Genomic DNA, 16,462 nt, shown 5'->3' with positions numbered 1-16,462 from the left:
TATAAAGAGCAGAGCCTCCTCTAAGTGCGATTCTCTGATATATGCTTCAGAGCTCTTCTCTATTACTTAAACAATTTGGAAGAAACTAAGATGATCCAATATTTATACCAAAGAAAAACAGGTCTATGGAACCCTGCTTTTTCTTTAAAACAGCTTTCTTTAATCTCATGCCTTCTTTTATGCGGTTGTAATCCCTCATCAGAGATCAAGACAGAGAAGGATTTCCTCTTAGGACAGGACCGTTGTAGCGCCAAGATCCGTCGGATCAAACCTGAGAGAAATGCTGATGATGCGGCTCTTACCTTTAAAATGGAGCCAGGCACTCCTTTAAAGGCTAAAGGCATCTTAAAAATAGCTCAGGCAGGCAAACGGGATTATACGCTCAATCCGTCTGAATCCCTCATCCTGAAGATTGATGGCAATGATTATCCCTTAGAGGTTATCCATTCTCTAAAAGATCCTTTAGAAGAAATTGAGCAGTATAATGTTGCTCTGCCTTCAGGAGGAAGTCTGATGCTTGGGCGTGTCAAAGAAGTCACTCGCAGAAGTATAACCTTCCTCTTATCCCAGCAGCTAATGGATAAGATTATTCTGGCCACCCGAGTATCTTTCCGTATTGACTCACCTAGTAAAGAAGGCTATCCAATCGTGATTCCTTTCACGCAGGAAAATCAAGATACCCTTCAGAAATTTAAAATCACCTGTACCCCTAAAGCTTAAAAGGAGACTTTATTATGAAAACTCAAACCTTATTTCCGATTCTTGTCAGCGTTTTTATTGTGTCTGGGTGCTCAACAACCCCGCAGTTTGTAGCCCTGCCCGATCAAGTTAAGCATCAAATCAATAGCACTCAACCTTATTTAGAAGAAGGCCAAATTAAGATGGTCGCTGATATTGAAAGCTCGAATATTGCGACTTACACCGGCGGCGGTTTACTGTTTGGCTTAATGGATTGTGCGGTCATGGCTTATCGTCAAGACCGAGCTGAAGGCGCTCTAGAAGACTTACAAAAAGAGTTTGCTAGTTATGGCTTACAAGAAAAAGTCATGACTAAGCTAAATACAAGCTTCCAGCAAGCCGATTGGATGCATGCTGACTCTCTAAAAGTTCTGAAAGCAGGCCAAGACCAAGCGCAAATCGTTCAAACCTCTACTAAGGACGGAGTATTATTTACCAGCTATATTTATAAATTTAACCCTGAGATGACTGTCATGCGTGGGACGATTTACTTAAGCCTATATCCTGCCAGCGCAAAGCTGAAAACTCTTGTTAAAGCTGACAACCCGTTAGACAAGCCCCTTTTCCGATTTAATGTTAGTGCAGCTTACCAGCTTCCCTCAGCGACCAATGATCTGCATCAAAATGCTAAGCAGTGGGCGGCAGAGAATGGACGCCACTTAAAAGAAGCTCTGAATCAAATCACAACTCAGAACTTTATCCAGTTCGAGAGAGCTCTAAAAAACCCCGCTCATATAGCTGATGAATAAGTGAGGTAAATTAAAAAAATATGACGAATATTAAATCTTAAAAGATTTCCATTTCGTCAATTTTTATATAGGAAAACTCGATATATGAGAATTCGGTTATTGAAACCTATTATTAGAAAAGGATAGAAATTTTAAATGTACGAATTAATAAATAAACTTTGGGTCACACGAGCGAGAATTATGAAAATATACATCAGTTTAATAGTATCAGCTTTAATCGCTGCTAGTAATCAAGATTCAAATGCTATGGATGCGCCATTTTCAGATTCAGAGCAAAGGGCTATAGTATTAAATGAGGAGCAAAAAGCTCTCTTTGTTAATGCATATACTTTACTCGTCGAAGATGTGCCAGGGGTTTCTGTCGAATCATCAAGACGCCAAGCCACGCAGATCTTCTATAACCTTGCACTTTTAGGTTGCCCCGACTCTATGTGTATATATGCAATGCTCCAAGAAGCGCAGGGGCATCATAAGCTCGCTTACTATTGGTTCTCAAGAGCCGAAAAATTAGGTTTAGAGCTTGCAAGAATTAATTGTCAAAGAATGATCGATGAACAAAAAATTGGAAGCAATTGTATAGAAGAGCTAGATGGAACAGAGTTTTCATTTTTTAGCCAGCTTCCTAAAGAGCTACAACTTTATACACTTAAGTTTTGCAATATCAACACATTATTAGAGCTGAGGGGAACAAGTAAAGACTTGCAATCTTTAGTAGATACCCCTTCAATTTGGAGAAAGCTCTCTGCAGACCATAAAATAGAAATGCAGAACGATCATCTAGGCTCAATTAAAACTCAGGTTTTAACAACTTTGAAGCTGAGAAGAGCGCTTGCAAGCTTGTCTAAGCTCCAGCACTACTTTGTAGGAGACATAGATGAAAACCGAAAAGCTTTGTACAATATAGTAATGCAGAGTTTATGCTTTGCAGCTTTGAATGGTAATGAAGAAGCTGCCAATAACTTAAGAGATTTCTGGCTTTTTCCAATAGAGAATGATGAAGGGCTTGTTCTCTATCCTATATCCCCTACTTTGGATACGGAAATTTATCCTATCCTTTCTGAAGAAAGTCTTCTCCGACTCTCCAATAGAAATCTCTTTACCGTTTTATGCCGCTCCATTGAATATATTGATATCTGGCCTAAGAGCCTAATAGATAGGTTCTGCCAATATCTAAGCGCTAAAGGGCATCTTTTCTTGGGAGCAGCATATCGTTGCCAGCATCAATCAGCTCAGATGTTAGAAGACAATCAAGAGAATAAAACAAGAAATGAATTCTTTGCTACAAGCCTCGTTACTTCATTGGTTAGCGATTCTATGGAGACTATAATAGAAAAAGGAATAAAAAAAGCTATTGCAGACCAGAATATGGAGCAATTGGATCTTTGGCTATCCTATAAATTATTAGCAGTCACCCTAACTCTTCACTATGATGAGTCTTTATTAAAAGATAAGGATGTAGTTAACCTTTCCTCTTATTTTCCTGAAAGCTTGCATATTAGAGATCTTTTATCTTTACCTATCAGTCTCAATCTTTTCCTTAATTTAATAGATGAATATATAGATTATCATTATAAGCATAGATATAATAAGCTTCCTTTTAAAACTCAGGAAGTTTTAGGTTCCTGCTTTAAGTTACCCTTAACACTATTTAGTTCAGGTAAACATTCCTTAGAGCTTTTGTTAATATGTTCAAAGTTTTCTCCCTATTTTAAAAATTGTGAAAATATGAATCAGTTTTACAGTTTTTACCTTTATTTAAAAAGAATAAGATCCAAGATCTATGACAAATATCCTCAACTAAATATCTCTCATACTAAGAATGCAGCAACCATTAAAATTATTGATTTAAGTAAAAATCCATTTAGCCGCCAATTACTTCGAAAAATGACTCATTTTTCAGAAATGGCATATAAAGGTAATATTCCAGTAAAGTGGTTGAGGATTTTTTCTCTTCATCCTGCAAATGTTGATAATTTCTTTGTTAAAGATATCTATGGATTTCGAGAGAGGCTTATGCAGTTCCGTGATAAAGCCACTCCCAGAGGTGAAATAACTCCATATGATAACTCTTTGATAGCTAACGCTCTTCTGATCTTAGCTTTTAAAGGGGATGATCAAGAGCAAGCTTGGTATGGAGTGAAATCAACCTACAGAAGATGTATAAAAGATAAGACTTTTAACTTTCAGGATATTTGCGATGAGGTCATTATTACATCTCTAGAAATTGCAATTTCTTACAATAAAGTCCAAAAGTTCTCAAAGATACTTGCCGACGATAGGGTAGTTCAATTGATAAATAACTATGGTGATAATGGATTTCTCGCAAATAGATATAGTGCCTATGTTCAAATGATGAGAAGAAATTTGTACAATTATTCTAAATCAATTTTGAACTCTATTATTGAAAATAGTGCTATTTAAACATGTTAGTAAGAGCGCTGGCTAATCTGCCAGGCTCTCTCCGTTCTTTCTGAACCTTACACCTATCTTATCATGTCGTCTTTGTAAGCAGCTTCTAGCATTGCTGGATATAGCAAAGGATCCATTCTTGAGGTTATAGTAAAAAATGACGTCAAAGAGAAAATTCCTATGGCTAGCAGAAGTAAATTCCCGCCCTGTTCATTAGGTAATGTGTTTCCAATTATAATGATTGAAATAAAAATGTAGAGGAATTGAACACAAATTTTGGTCATAATACGCCGTGCTGTTATCATCCATACAAATCCGCCCACAAAGAATGTTAGAGCTAAGATCATTTGGAGGATATTAATTATGCCACTCATTATTGCCTCATGATGTTCAATTAGATAGTTAATAATTAATTTCCATGGTGTTAACAGCTCGTATAGGTATTCCATCTCCTCATTCCTCCAATTAGTACAGTTTTGTGACCTATTTTTCAGTTAAGACGTTGATATGTCACTATTCTGGCATAATGTTACAGTATACTGCAACGTTATATTGTTACATTATGTTTTTTTAGGTATTCTACTGAAAAGGGTAATCTATTGTGGCTGTGTCTATGCCTGAAGAGAAAAAAGCAAATATTGAGGAAATAAAGCGAGCCGCAAGCATTGTAGGATCACCGACAAGGCTCGCCTGGGCCCTTGAAGTTAGCTATAACACTGTTTATTCCTGGATGAATGGTAAATTTGCACCTGATCCTATTAACTGCCTTAAAATACAAAAAGTGACCAAAGGTCAGGTACAAGCTCGAGACATTCTTCCTAATTATGAATGGGATAAAATTCTTTAAGCTGCCCTTTTATGGGGTCTTATCCCTCATGAGTTTTTGTCATGTAAGCGGCACGATTATGGATGGGCTTGAAAAAGACCACAAGAAACGTAAGAAAACAAAGATATCTAAAAACTTCCTCATAGGTTGGGTTGTCAAACAGGCGCAGACCATAGTAAGAGGAGAAGAGTTTTGGAATAAATGCGAAAGCGAATGTCGCCCCTAAGGATAAGATTAATTTGCTATGCTGATGGACGATATATGCTCCAAAGACACTTAAAACTAAAGCACCTATTGTAGCTAGACAGACAACACCAAGAAAGGCTAAAAGGCCCGGCAATAAGTTTCCTATAAGGACCAGCACCAATAGTCCCCAAAAAAGAAATTTATATATTCTCCCTTCTGTCCACTTACTCTCAAGGTATCTCACATATTTGAGGGTTTTATTGGTCATGGTTAAATCTCTGCTCCAAGAAGTTTAAAAAATTATAGCAAAAATATCTGACTTATAATATTTATTTTGCACTATTTGCAAATTCTAATTTGATCTTTCGGCTCTCTACAGTGTAAATAGACGATTACTTAGGAAGAGTATTTTCTCATAAAGTCGTAATTTCGTTATAGAGTTAAATCAGTTAAGTGATATTTTTAAAATACCTCAATTATTCACTCTGGCATCTTATAAATGAGAAGAAAAAGATCCCAAAAGCACTGGACTAAGAATCAGTTCTCCTTGACAACATTAACCTCCGCCATTTTTCTTGCTTTAGGACTGGGATATAATGCTGCTTATTTTTATGCTACTCATTATGAGCTACCAACTCTTATCCACGAAAAATCTCAAGAGCTAGCGGTGTGCTTCTCGCCGAACCCTTTTTGTCAGCAGACGCTTCTAACCACCTTAAAAATGGCTAAACATTCCATTCATCTTCAGGCTTACTCATTCACGGATAGAGATATAGCTGATGCCTTAATTGATGCGAAAAAAAAGAGGGGTGGAGGTACAAGTTATCTTAGACAAATCCAATAAAACAGATAAGCACTCTAAAGCAAGCTTATTGGCTCAAAACGGCATCAAAGTTTATATTGATAGCCCTCAAGGTATCGCCCACAGTAAGGTCCTAATTCTCGAAAAAGAGACCGTGATAACGGGGTCCTACAATTTTAGTGCAGCCGCCTATAGCCGGAATGCCGAGAATCTTTTGATTATTAAGAATCCAGAATTAGCGCAGCGTTACTTAAAGAATTGGGAAGCGAGAAAAGCTTTATCAAAGCCTCTGCGAAGGCAGCGAGCTGATGCGATCTTCATCGACAAGGGTGTGCCGAGTAACCACTCCCTGTTGCCAGGGAGTAGTCCTCTAAGAACTGACCGTGCAAGTTTCCCCGCAGTCAGCTCAAGCCTTCTTAAGACTAATAAATTAGTCCGGCATCACTGTGTTTCTTTCTCCGCTGCCCTCGTTGTCTAAAGTATTTATCATAAGCAGGATCGTAAGGTGTTGCGTCCATCCTTATTTTCACATGCCTTTTGATTGGTACCTTTCGAGCATCGTAGAGATCTAGCGGTAAGCATTTTCCGTCTTCTGTTGTGATCATAGCATGGAAAATCCAATTTTGAGAGCCCTGGCTTCTGAAGTACTTTTTCCTCACCCATCGACTCCCTTTATTTGGATGTTTCCTTTTTGACCAGCGCCATAGCACTTGAAAGATGTGCTGCCCTACTTTGTGGAAGGTCTTTTTTGATACAACGTGCTGGAAGTAGTTTGTCCACCCTCTGATTTTAGGGTTCAGTAACTGGATTAGCTTTTCCGTTTTTATCGAACGGTTTGTTTTAACTGTCTGTCGGATTACCTTGAGAAAGCTCTTTGTACTAGCCTTGGATGGCTTAATAAGTAACTTTTCTCTGTACTTTCGTACATGGAATCCCAAGAAGTCAAATCCTTCATAGATTGAGGTAATTCTAGTCTTTTCTTGTGAAAGCTCCAGACCTCGTTCCTGAAGGAAAGTCACAACCACTGGCTTAATCTTTTCTTCTAGTACTTCCTTGCTTGCACCTGTGATGATAAAATCATCGGCATAAATGCAGACGTTGACTTTATCTTTTTGCTGTGAGATGGCTCTTACTGCCTTCTCTAAGCCACTTAAGGTTGCGTTTAGAAGTGTAGGAGAGATGATACCACCTTGAGGTGTCCCTTCTGCCGTCAAATAAAAGGCTCTTTGGTCAAAATAACCTGCCCCAAGCCATTTCCGAAGTATTTCTTTGTCCATGGTAATATGTTCCATTAACCATTTATGAGAGATACTATCGAAACAAGAGCGAATATCTCCTTCTAGAACCCAGCTTGCTGAGCTTTTATGAGATAATGCATTAAAGCATTGCTCGATTGCATCTGCCGAGGAGCGCTTTGGGCGAAAGCCGTAAGCGTTCTTGTCGGCTGTCATCTCAACGACGGGTTCTAGAGCAAGAAGATGTAGAGCCTGCATCGCCCGGCACTTCATTGTAGGAATGGAGAGTGGACGAAGCCCTTTCTTCTTAGGAATATAGATGCGCTTGAGAGGCATTGTGCGATACCCATGCCTTTTTAAAGACAGGATTGCTCTCATCTTTTGTTGCGCCGAGCGCCAAACGACGTTATCAACGCCAGGGGTCCTGTTGCCCCTGTTTTGCACAACTCGTCTTACTGCTAAAGCTTTAGCGTAAAACGAGTGGGTAAGGATCCATTGCAAAGCTTTGACCTTGCCGTAGCGTCCTTCCCGTGTTGCCTTCGCGATACGGACTTGAAGTCGATGAACCTGCTCTTTTGCCTGTTGCCAATTAATGGTATCCCAGGTTAAAGATGTGGCTGCGGATGCACCAGTCATAGATCCTTCCATAACCGTCATTTGCTTTTCCTCATAAAATCGATTTTTTTTTCAAGTTTTCTCACGATGAAGACCAGTCGGACGTGGGCTCACTTTCGTGCCTGGTGACATTTAAACCAGTATCCTAACCATTACAGCTAGGCTTTCGCTTTTTCCGACATCCTGCTCTCGCACCACCATAAGCTTTCCTTACGGTCAGCTGCCCCAGGGTTATCCTTGGGGATGGTACGAGGTTGCCACGTTCCGCAAAGCTGAGCATGTTGGGTTAGGCACTTGCTATTGACCGAGGAGAGTGGTGGCCACGCAGATGAAGCAATTAATCATTCTGCCTTCTCCTATTACCTTTTGGCCTCAGTGTATCAACCACTTTCACTGGTTATTGGTGACGGTCTTTAATCACAAGTTCACATATGTTTGCCATACCAACTCCCTAGCACTCATCCAGTCGTGGTTACTAGAAGGGCTTGCCTCTCGCGATTTAAACCCCAGGCGTTACTGCCTTTCGTTACATTGTCAGACCCGCTCTTGATTCAGGGTCCTAGGGTCACCCCGTGGCAGGGGCGGTTTCCTCACTTCCCTAGAGAAGAGGGGAACAGCTCTTCTTTGCGACCTCGTGTCGCAAAATTGCAGCCAATGCGACGCTCTGAGCTTAAACGTTTTTTGAGAACATTCTGTAAGAACTTATCCTTTTCTTCTAGGCTGTGAAAACTCATAACCTTGGTCCGCCCTTTTCGCCCTATACGTCCATAAGAGATGATTAAGGACCATCCCCCCAGGAGATCAGGCGCTTGCTTAATTTCGTACCAACGATAAATTCCTTTATTGGAATCTATTGCCTTCAGTCGATAATCTTGCATATTTTTTTCCACAAAGATGGTGGATAACTCTCTTGATAAATGAGGCCTCATCCTTAAATTCTGGCTTCCTGATTGAAGATTACCTCTTTGCCCAAGAATTAAGCAATTCCAAAACACTCGGCTCACTTTATTTGGCAAAGACACGAGGAAGTTGATGCCATGAAGTGGTATAGGCTGGTGACTTTCTAGTCTTCCTATCTTTCCAGCTTAATCTTGGCCCGCAAGCAGCCATATGAACGGTTCCTCGTCCGTATCGCTGATTAATTTTATCTATGGTCCGGCTAATGTGTTGCGCTTTAGCATTTCTCTCCTCTTGGGTATCGAAGAGGGTGAGTTGGGTCAAAGTGATGGGCATCAAATCCAGAGCCATAATACCAGCTTTATGGTAGTCAAAGCCGTTCCTATAGATGGCTTCCACCCCTTGCACTGCCGCTTGAATCAATCTTCCATCGTCATTGACGGCTGTAGGTAGATTAATCAGAATGCTATTGTAATATTGACGATTCCTGACCTGGAAGCGATTAGTACAAACCGAGATCACAAGAGTATTGGTTTTCAATTGATGAGACCTTAGCTTCTCTGCAAGCCGAGTTGCATAGGAGGCGACCGCCTCCCTGATTTCTTCAAATTGAGTTAAGGGTCTAGAGAAGCTTCGCGAGACTTGAATGGATTGCCGGGCTTGGGCTTCCGGTTCTAGAAGCAGACAAGGGATGCCATTTAATTCGTGCACCAGCCGTTCCCCAACAACAGTGAATGTCTGACGCATCCATTTAGGATCGAGCTGCTTAAGCTCATAGGCCGTATTAATGCCTAAAGCTTTGAGACGAGCAGCAATCCGCCGGCCGATACCCCAGATATCGTCAATGGCAAAGGTTCGAAGGGCCTGATCAATCTCTAAGGGATCCTCGAGGATACAAACCCCGTGACATGCTGAATTTTTCTTGGCTATGTGATTGGCAACCTTCGCTAAAGTTTTGGTTGGGGCAATGCCGATGCACGTGGGAATCCCGATCCAAGCGGCTATCTGTTGACGAATCTGATAAGCTACCTGGGCAATATTGCTGATATTGCTAAAATCTAAGAAGGCTTCATCAATTGAATAGACTTCTACTCGCGGGGCAAGAGCAGATAATGTTGTCATGACCCGCGCTGAAAGATCGGCATAGAGAGCAAAATTTGATGAGAAGATGCTGGTTTGTTGGGCGCTTAACAAGTCTTGAACTTGGAACAACGGCGCTCCCATGGGGATTCCTAAAGCTTTTACTTCATTGGAGCGCGAGATGACGCAGCCATCATTATTGGATAAAACAACAACAGGCTTCGATTGTAAATCCGGGCGAAAAAGTCGCTCACATGAAACATAAAAATTGTTGCAATCGAGTAGCCCTATCATTTTTAAACTTGCCCATCTCTCTAAAAGATCCTCTTAAATAAATTGATGGACAACAGACGTAACCACGCCCCATACAGTGAAGTCCATTTCCGGAGTAATAACGATATCCTTATAAGCTGGATTCTCGGGCGCAAGAACGCATTTATCGGGATAAATCTTGAGTCTTTTAACGGTCAGTTCTCCATTTAAGACAGCAATTACTATACTATTATGTTTTGCCTTTAAGGATCGATCGACAACCAAGATATCATCATTATGAATACCAGCTCCTATCATGGAATCACCGGATACCCGTACAAAGAAGGTAGCCGCGGGATGGGAGATTAAATGCTCATTGAGATCCAAGGATTTTTCCGCATAATCATCGGCCGGAGAAGGAAAGCCGGCTTGGACCCGACTTGAGAAAAGTGTTAAGTAAACCTTAGAGTTTCGAGGGGTAATAATGCTGTCTAAGCTTGAGTCAAACTTTAGCGACCCAATGCTTGGTAGATAATGGATGCTATCTTGGATCTGAACATTCATGGGGCAACCCCTCAATGGTGAACAATAATCCTTATTATGCGACCATTTCCTATCAACAATCAATTCTTATAAGTAAATCAAATTTTTACTTAATTTCTCTTAGATGGTTTCCAACAAACTGGCTTCATATAGAAGGGTGCAATAGAGTTAAGAACGCAATTTAAAATTTTTATTTCTTTCAATTTTACTTCGCTCATTTATAAGTGTAGTGGTTTAGGCGTAATCTATCCCTTCCAGCATATTGAGCAGAGTTAATACGGATAATAAACTATGAGCCTATATGATGAGGGATAATAAAGCCTATCTATCATTTTTACTCCTAGGAGGACCTTATAATGAAGAAAATTACTCATACTTTCTCTATACTTAGTACAAGCATAATCGGCCTGGCTCTTTCCTTATCTTTTGTTGAAGCTCACGATTTAGATAGGGTAAATGCTCAAAGATATCAGAGAGCGCAAGAGACTCAAAAAATCGCTGAAGAGGATAAGGAGAAATTCAATAAATGGACAACTACAAACATTGAGATAATAAGCAAGATTTTTACTGCTGCGAAGAACCTTCACGAGCTAAGGGTAAATGGTGAAAAGCGTGCTTATGAGACAATAGGAGGGTATGATCTCGCTTTATATGGCAATCCTAATAGAGATGAAATGGAAAAGAGAAAACATCAAATAAATGAGGCCATAAAAGAATATGGGGGCTTTTTAAAGGGACTTCAATCAGTAAAAGCTGATAGTGTCGCTTTTCAGAAGCTCTACAAGCATATAAGTGAGAATAATAACTATCTCATTAATATACAAAATAGTAGTTGGCCCGATCCAGATTATGAGAAGCTGACATCATTGAAAACGCAACAGATTGCGATCGAAGGAAGCAACGAGAATACGTACTATTTATACGTAATTGAAGTGCCCACACAACAATAAAAGCTAGCCTGCTAGCAGAGGCGCAACAATGCGCTTCTAACACTTAATTTTTTAATTCTGAATAAACTGCGAGTTCAATAAAATAGCGCAAAAAATATAATATCTTAAGAATAAAAGGTTAGTTATATTTATATCGAACATTAATATAAAGACCTTCTATTTTATGTAAAACAAAATTTTAAATTATTTTTTGAAGGCTTTTGCTTAATGAATAAAGTAGCCGCTTTTCTACTTATATAAAGCCTTTTACAGACTTTGTCTGAGCTCCCTTTAACGCAGAAGAAAAGATTTACTCCCTTTTTTCCATCTTCGTTAAGATTGTTTAAGCTTCAGCAAGTCTAAAGAAGGCTGTTTAGTATTAACCCGCTCGGTGGGAGGGATTTTCTCTTGAGGAGATTGCTCTTCTAGTTCATTTTTAATTATCTTCTCTATAAAAGGTAGAGCTCGAGCTTCAAGGAAGTTATACTCAAAAGCTAATTTAGTCACCGGATACCCTTCTGAGAGCTTAATATAAGCCTCTAAATCTTTTAAATTAAGCAGCTCCGAATATGGCACAATTGCTTTGTGCTTCTTGTGCTCGTTCAAAGACACTCCATCTCGCATTTGGTGCGCCCCAAAAGAAATAGACTCACTACTTTCTAAAACTTCGTGCTCACCTATCATGCTAGAGATCCATTTTGCTGTCTCAATATCCGGTGAGCGAAAGAAAACTTTAGTATTATAAAGGCTGGTCATGGTTTGGCGTTTTTTAGGACCATAAATATCATCAAGCTGACTAATATTTTGCAGCCCTGAGACGATACAGCCACCATATTTACGGATCTCTGCAAGAGCACGCGGTAAAGCCTCGATTTCGTTAAGTGAGGGCATTTCATCTAAAACAAACCAGACACGACGCTCATAATTTTGAGAGCAGCTCATAAGGGAATTGATGGCAATATTTATCCATGTGGTTAAAAGAGGATTGAGCGTTTTACGCTGATCAGGCAAAGCCACTAGAAAAAGCCATCCTTTTTTGGAATCATCTCTAATCCATTCACGAATGCAAAAACTTTGATCACAGTCAACTAAGGTCCGCATTGAACGCAGATGCGTTGCTAATGTGATACGGATAGAAGCTGCTGTTTTATCTGAAGCCATATCAACTAATGGAGCAGCTGGTGTACCGGCATAGAATTCTTGCACTTTAGCAAGCGGTTTATACAGGGCATATTCGAATAGCGCTTTTAAAGAGAAAGCCTTCTTACGTTGTAGAATTCGAATGGTCTCCGCAAATAATGTGCGGCATGCTTCAGGCCAGAATTTATCTTGCCCCCAATCAGGAATGATACTGGCAGCACAGTCATCGATTTTAAGATGAGTATTACATTCTCCCCAGAAATCCCAGCCGACAGAACGCTCGTCAAAAGGATTCAAAATGAGATCAGTTTTAGAATCATAAAACTTTTCGACAAAGGTCCCAGTGGTATCAACAATAATAGCCTTCTGATTGTTTGCCCGAATTTGGATTAGTAAGTCATTTAGGGCATTGGTTTTACCTGCCCCTGTTGTGCCCACCAAAAGGATATGTTTAGTCTCACTATCTCGCACTATTGGTAAGCCGGATAAAGTAAAGCAAGAGTCCTTTTTATTTTTCTTAAGGAGCTTAGTAAGCTTCACCGAAGAAATTTCTTCTCCCCCCGAGAGGACTTCTTTCTTTTTTAAACCTTTGCCGCGATATATCCAAAATGCACTGAGTAAAGTCATGGTGATGAATATAGACAGCAAAGATTGTAGCAACTTTTTAATAAGAAGGGCCTGAACAGCAAAGAATGTTAAGATGTAAGAGGGTTTATGGATTAAAATATGGTCATGAACTTCATAGTATTTTCCATCCGCATGTAAGATCCAAGAGGTATCCCATAAGCCTTGAGGTAAAAAGCTTAAAAAGTTTCGAAGATTAGCTTTGTAGAAAGCTATCAAAAATCCTAGCTTTTGCCAACTACCATCATACCAAAGAAGAAAGGAGAAGCATAACATGCCTATAATGAGAGAAGCTTTTAAGGTCGTCCCAATGACTTGATTAATCATCCGCAGCTTATGGAGTTGCGTTTGCCCTCCTTGAGTAAAAGTATCGGTAAATTTTGTCATAATAGCTATTCCTTAAAATTTTAAGTTTTTATAAAGGCTTTCTGTGATAGACTATAAATATGGAAAGAGACCATGATCTGCCCCCCATTTCTCGGGCAACTCCCTATCGGACGTACGCTAAAACTGCTTTGAAGGTTTGGTGGAAATATATATTGGCAACCCCATTGGTCAGCTTGTTCCTCATATCTTTTTTCAGAGGAAATATTTCGCTGGCTATAGGAACTCTTTTTGTTCTGGTTGGCGCTATTATTGTTAATAGTTTGATAGAAGGAACCCTTGATAAAGAAGAGGCTCCCTCTCGTACGGTCGACCATATTCCTCTCCATCGCAAATACTATTGGAATGCAGATATTGCTGGAACTCCGACATATTTGAATAACTTGACCCTGCCTAAGTAGTTTCATTATATTTATTAGCTGTTTCTTCTCGTTGGATTGCAATTGAACTTTCACCCGCAGCAATGGATTTGTGGTGCTGGGCGATTTGCTGATTAACGGAGCCTTCAAATAATTCTTTCCTGTCTATCCTGTCGGTTGTTATTTGTGTCTCCCCTTGATGTTTAACCGCAGCTATGGACTCTTTCGTCACGGCATGCACGGTGTGTCCTGTCTCTTGATCATAAGATTGCTTAAGGGATTGAGCCGATAGGGATACAGATGATTTCGGTAAAATATTCTGCTCTTGCATAAATCGATTAGCGTACATCCTCACCATCTCAGGGTCATTAGCAATAATATGGGCTGCTCCTTGGCTTCCAATACGCCCCTGCGTCCCATCTGCCTTCTGATCCGTTAACCATTCCACAAACCTTTGATTATAGTTCGAATTAATCGAGGCTGAATTAGCTTGGGTCTCCATAGCTTGCTTGTTATAAGACTCCGCTTGGCTAAAGCTTTTAGCCGCCTCTTCCCTCTGTTGTAGTCCTTTTTCATAGGACCCCGAAACACTCTCTGCTAGTCGTCGACTTTCTTCATCGGATAAATTATGAGAATAATTCTTTGCTGCTTGTGTAGCGGCTCTATAAGCCTTTTGAAAGTCTTCAGATTCCACCACATTTTGTGCCTTTTGAAGAAGCGCTACATCACTCGAAGTGACAGACGCTCTTCCCCCGACTGATCCTGCTAGAGCTCCTAACTTCCCGCCCATACTAGCTTCAGCAAATAAGGAAGCTGCCTTTTCATAACTGATATTGTTTTGATCAGCAAAACTTTGAATCATATTGGCTGACTGCTGAATTGCTCTGGAGCTTTCCGTCGAATGGCCCTGGCTAATTGCATCACTGGCGTGATGAGAGTTTCCGATCGCTTTACTCAGATCCACCATATCGCGATAACTGCTCGACAGGCTTTGGTTCGAGCTTTCTGATAGATTAAGCGCTTTTTGATAGCTCTGATTAGCCATAGTTGAATATTGAGAACTTTGCGATTCAGCAAAGCTCAAGGAGACCGGCAGATTGGAAGATCCCACATTCATGAGTTGAGATCCATCGCCCATAGTGGTGATTTCTGTGCGCCCATCCGCTAAGTTGAAAGACCCCGCCCGATAGCTGGCGGCCATAGATTGATGATACATCTGTGTATTACCAATTTGACGCCCGCCTTCCGAGATATTACCAAAACTGTAGTTGCCGGATAGTGCATCGCTCGCCGCTGCTGACGCTGCTCCTTGACTGATCTGACCTAAGTGAGAAGCTAACGAGATAAAAGAGCCCACCCCTTTGAGGAGCGCATAACTAATAAAAGGAACGCTCAAAGATAAAAACCCAGCGGTAGCATTGATGTCCGCATTGATATCCAACACCGCCACCGATGTGGCTAGGGTAACGCCTGACGCGCCCTGAATCGACATCGCTGCCGCAGTTTTAGAGGCCCCGATGATTGTCATCACATAATTCAAAACAGCATATAAGGGAGCCCACAATTGGAGCCACACAACAATTTGCCCCCAACTCAACAAAAAGCGCCAGCCAAAAGGCAGAACAGCTAAGAAGATTATAAACAGAAAAGACGCATAAGTCAGAGATTCGAGCACCGCTTTTAAAATGGGCAAATTATCTCCCGCCAACGCTCCCAAAGTTTGGTAAGTGCTGCGTTGGCCTAAATAGGCGCGCCGGACCGCAAAGTTGGCGGCATTCCCTTGAGCTACAGAGTGTTGGTCAATACCGGAGACAAAAGAGCTGATCATGAGTTGCTGCTGGATGATTTTGGTCGCATCTTGGCCCATCTTATCTAAGGGTGCCAAGCTCAGCGGCAGATATTTAAGAAGCTCGGCTTTTGCATCAACCCTCGCGCCAAAGAGTTTTTTGCCAAACAAAGTCGCACTTTCGTCAATGGCTTTTTTCCAATGCACATTAAATTTGGCCACCCCCTCTTTGCAGGTAATCAGTCTCGCCATTCCGCCCTGTTGGCCTTCTTCTTTAATATCGCGCCACATAAACGATCTTACCGGCGAAGCATTGGCCGAGATTACCCCCCAGATATCATCGGATTTCTTCAAGTCATTCAGCGTATATTTGCGCCCTAACCTCAGATCACTCACCACACATTGATTGACAAACTCATACATATTGTCGGCAAAATCAGCATTGGTAATGCGGAATTGATTGGACTTTTGCATAAGATGGCTCGCAAAGATATACCCGGTCGATTGGTATTTTAAATCATCCGGCAAAGAGAAGACTTTTTCGACCTGTTCGGTTATATTGTGACCGATCTTACTGACATATCCCGCAAACATCGCCAACCCGTACGGGACGTTATCAACTGCCTGATGAAACCGGGTAATAGGGTCATGAATGGTGACCGTCGCTGTCGGCACGAACAAGATAGTCGTAAACACGGTCATGGGTAGAATCCACGAGGTAAAGAGCTTGGCTATATCCTGGTAAAGCACATAGACCACCGCCCACAGGGCTCCAACAATCATCCCTAACCGAAGAAGCGGTTCATACAAACTTCCAGACTTGGCATTGAGGCACATCGCTAAAGCGTTAAAAATTCCCCATAACACTTCGCCATTACCATAGATATAAATATCGTAGGTCATTTTTC

General features: G+C 40.8%; 16 protein-coding genes. 8 read left to right on the top strand and 8 right to left on the bottom strand.

Annotation, left to right across the window (positions count from 1 at the left end; translation table 11 throughout):
- The first annotated feature begins 90 nt into the window (after positions 1–90).
- The 3 genes from HMO_RS0111955 (at position 91) to HMO_RS0111945 (ending at position 3,908) form a co-directional block, all read left to right on the top strand.
- A complete protein-coding gene (locus HMO_RS0111955; protein ID WP_010303993.1) occupies positions 91–720 on the top strand; it encodes a hypothetical protein in 630 nt (209 codons plus the stop codon).
- A gap of 14 nt (positions 721–734) precedes the next feature.
- Positions 735–1,487: a hypothetical protein gene (locus HMO_RS0111950; RefSeq protein ID WP_010303992.1), complete on the top strand. Its 753-nt coding sequence runs from the start codon at positions 735–737 to the stop codon at positions 1,485–1,487.
- 135 nt (positions 1,488–1,622) lie between these two features.
- Complete coding sequence (locus HMO_RS0111945) at positions 1,623–3,908, top strand: F-box protein (protein ID WP_010303991.1); 2,286 nt, start codon at positions 1,623–1,625, stop codon at positions 3,906–3,908.
- 62 nt (positions 3,909–3,970) lie between these two features.
- On the opposite strand, the gene HMO_RS0111940 is transcribed toward HMO_RS0111945, so the two are convergent.
- On the bottom strand, positions 3,971–4,345 hold the full coding sequence (locus HMO_RS0111940) for a hypothetical protein (protein WP_010303990.1): 375 nt from the start codon (positions 4,343–4,345) through the stop codon (positions 3,971–3,973).
- A 152-nt stretch (positions 4,346–4,497) separates the two neighbouring features.
- Between HMO_RS0111940 and HMO_RS0111935 the strand changes: the two genes are divergently transcribed.
- Positions 4,498–4,743: a transcriptional regulator gene (locus HMO_RS0111935; RefSeq protein ID WP_052572047.1), complete on the top strand. Its 246-nt coding sequence runs from the start codon at positions 4,498–4,500 to the stop codon at positions 4,741–4,743.
- A 19-nt stretch (positions 4,744–4,762) separates the two neighbouring features.
- On the opposite strand, the gene HMO_RS0111930 is transcribed toward HMO_RS0111935, so the two are convergent.
- Positions 4,763–5,176 carry a hypothetical protein gene (locus HMO_RS0111930; RefSeq protein WP_010303988.1) on the bottom strand — a complete coding sequence of 138 codons (414 nt, stop codon included), beginning with the start codon at positions 5,174–5,176 and terminating at the stop codon, positions 4,763–4,765.
- A 231-nt stretch (positions 5,177–5,407) separates the two neighbouring features.
- Between HMO_RS0111930 and HMO_RS17395 the strand changes: the two genes are divergently transcribed.
- Together HMO_RS17395 and HMO_RS17390 are read left to right on the top strand one after the other, a co-directional pair.
- Positions 5,408–5,752 carry a phospholipase D-like domain-containing protein gene (locus HMO_RS17395; RefSeq protein WP_010303987.1) on the top strand — a complete coding sequence of 115 codons (345 nt, stop codon included), beginning with the start codon at positions 5,408–5,410 and terminating at the stop codon, positions 5,750–5,752.
- Entirely contained in the window at positions 5,700–6,188 is a 489-nt protein-coding gene (locus tag HMO_RS17390) for a phospholipase D-like domain-containing protein (RefSeq protein ID WP_245528680.1), read from the top strand. Before HMO_RS17395 ends, HMO_RS17390 begins: the two co-directional genes overlap by 53 nt.
- Here the strand turns inward: HMO_RS17390 and ltrA are convergent.
- From ltrA to HMO_RS0111905, 4 genes are all read right to left on the bottom strand, one after another.
- Positions 6,133–7,602 (bottom strand): group II intron reverse transcriptase/maturase, encoded by a 1,470-nt coding sequence (gene ltrA / locus HMO_RS0111920; protein WP_010303985.1) that lies wholly within the window; start codon positions 7,600–7,602, stop codon positions 6,133–6,135. The two genes, HMO_RS17390 and ltrA, sit on opposite strands and share 56 nt — an antisense overlap.
- 548 nt (positions 7,603–8,150) lie before the next feature.
- Positions 8,151–8,489, bottom strand: coding sequence for a WGR domain-containing protein (locus tag HMO_RS14950; protein ID WP_052572041.1), 339 nt, complete (start codon positions 8,487–8,489; stop codon positions 8,151–8,153).
- Positions 8,490–8,565: 76 nt separating this feature from the next.
- Positions 8,566–9,831, bottom strand: coding sequence for a Y-family DNA polymerase (locus tag HMO_RS0111910; protein ID WP_010303983.1), 1,266 nt, complete (start codon positions 9,829–9,831; stop codon positions 8,566–8,568).
- 33 nt (positions 9,832–9,864) lie between these two features.
- Positions 9,865–10,353 (bottom strand): LexA family protein, encoded by a 489-nt coding sequence (locus HMO_RS0111905; protein WP_010303982.1) that lies wholly within the window; start codon positions 10,351–10,353, stop codon positions 9,865–9,867.
- Between the two features lie 335 nt (positions 10,354–10,688).
- Here HMO_RS0111905 and HMO_RS0111900 point away from each other — a divergent pair, with 335 nt between their 5' ends.
- On the top strand, positions 10,689–11,282 hold the full coding sequence (locus HMO_RS0111900) for a hypothetical protein (protein ID WP_010303981.1): 594 nt from the start codon (positions 10,689–10,691) through the stop codon (positions 11,280–11,282).
- A gap of 312 nt (positions 11,283–11,594) precedes the next feature.
- Here the strand turns inward: HMO_RS0111900 and traD are convergent, their stop codons facing one another.
- The gene (gene traD / locus HMO_RS0111895) at positions 11,595–13,412 is read right to left on the bottom strand and encodes a type IV conjugative transfer system coupling protein TraD (RefSeq protein WP_010303980.1); all 1,818 of its coding nucleotides are present in this window, start codon (positions 13,410–13,412) and stop codon (positions 11,595–11,597) included.
- Positions 13,413–13,471: 59 nt separating this feature from the next.
- Between traD and HMO_RS0111890 the strand changes: the two genes are divergently transcribed.
- The gene (locus HMO_RS0111890) at positions 13,472–13,810 is read left to right on the top strand and encodes a hypothetical protein (RefSeq protein WP_010303979.1); all 339 of its coding nucleotides are present in this window, start codon (positions 13,472–13,474) and stop codon (positions 13,808–13,810) included.
- On the opposite strand, the gene HMO_RS0111885 is transcribed toward HMO_RS0111890, so the two are convergent.
- On the bottom strand, positions 13,803–16,457 hold the full coding sequence (locus HMO_RS0111885) for a conjugal transfer protein TraG N-terminal domain-containing protein (RefSeq protein WP_010303978.1): 2,655 nt from the start codon (positions 16,455–16,457) through the stop codon (positions 13,803–13,805). The genes HMO_RS0111890 and HMO_RS0111885 overlap by 8 nt on opposite strands.
- Between the last annotated feature and the right edge of the window lie 5 nt (positions 16,458–16,462).

This window comes from Candidatus Odyssella thessalonicensis L13 (genome assembly GCF_000190415.1).
GTDB lineage: Bacteria > Pseudomonadota > Alphaproteobacteria > Paracaedibacterales > Paracaedibacteraceae > Paracaedibacter > Paracaedibacter thessalonicensis.
This window is presented reverse-complemented; position numbering and strand designations above follow the sequence as displayed.

Bases quoted from the DNA above. Each gene is read 5' to 3' on its own strand.
- HMO_RS0111885 (WP_010303978.1), bottom strand. From the start codon at position 16,457: ATGACCTACGATATTTATATCTATGGTAATGGCGAAGTGTTATGGGGA.
- HMO_RS0111950 (WP_010303992.1), top strand. From the start codon at position 735: ATGAAAACTCAAACCTTATTTCCGATTCTTGTCAGCGTTTTTATTGTG.
- HMO_RS0111910 (WP_010303983.1), bottom strand. From the start codon at position 9,831: ATGATAGGGCTACTCGATTGCAACAATTTTTATGTTTCATGTGAGCGA.
- HMO_RS0111945 (WP_010303991.1), top strand. From the start codon at position 1,623: ATGTACGAATTAATAAATAAACTTTGGGTCACACGAGCGAGAATTATG.
- HMO_RS0111890 (WP_010303979.1), top strand. From the start codon at position 13,472: ATGGAAAGAGACCATGATCTGCCCCCCATTTCTCGGGCAACTCCCTAT.
- HMO_RS0111930 (WP_010303988.1), bottom strand. From the start codon at position 5,176: ATGACCAATAAAACCCTCAAATATGTGAGATACCTTGAGAGTAAGTGG.
- HMO_RS0111900 (WP_010303981.1), top strand. From the start codon at position 10,689: ATGAAGAAAATTACTCATACTTTCTCTATACTTAGTACAAGCATAATC.
- HMO_RS0111955 (WP_010303993.1), top strand. From the start codon at position 91: ATGATCCAATATTTATACCAAAGAAAAACAGGTCTATGGAACCCTGCT.
- HMO_RS17395 (WP_010303987.1), top strand. From the start codon at position 5,408: ATGAGAAGAAAAAGATCCCAAAAGCACTGGACTAAGAATCAGTTCTCC.
- HMO_RS17390 (WP_245528680.1), top strand. From the start codon at position 5,700: ATGCGAAAAAAAAGAGGGGTGGAGGTACAAGTTATCTTAGACAAATCC.
- HMO_RS0111940 (WP_010303990.1), bottom strand. From the start codon at position 4,345: ATGGAATACCTATACGAGCTGTTAACACCATGGAAATTAATTATTAAC.
- ltrA (WP_010303985.1), bottom strand. From the start codon at position 7,602: ATGACGGTTATGGAAGGATCTATGACTGGTGCATCCGCAGCCACATCT.
- HMO_RS0111905 (WP_010303982.1), bottom strand. From the start codon at position 10,353: ATGAATGTTCAGATCCAAGATAGCATCCATTATCTACCAAGCATTGGG.
- HMO_RS14950 (WP_052572041.1), bottom strand. From the start codon at position 8,489: ATGAGGCCTCATTTATCAAGAGAGTTATCCACCATCTTTGTGGAAAAA.
- traD (WP_010303980.1), bottom strand. From the start codon at position 13,412: ATGACAAAATTTACCGATACTTTTACTCAAGGAGGGCAAACGCAACTC.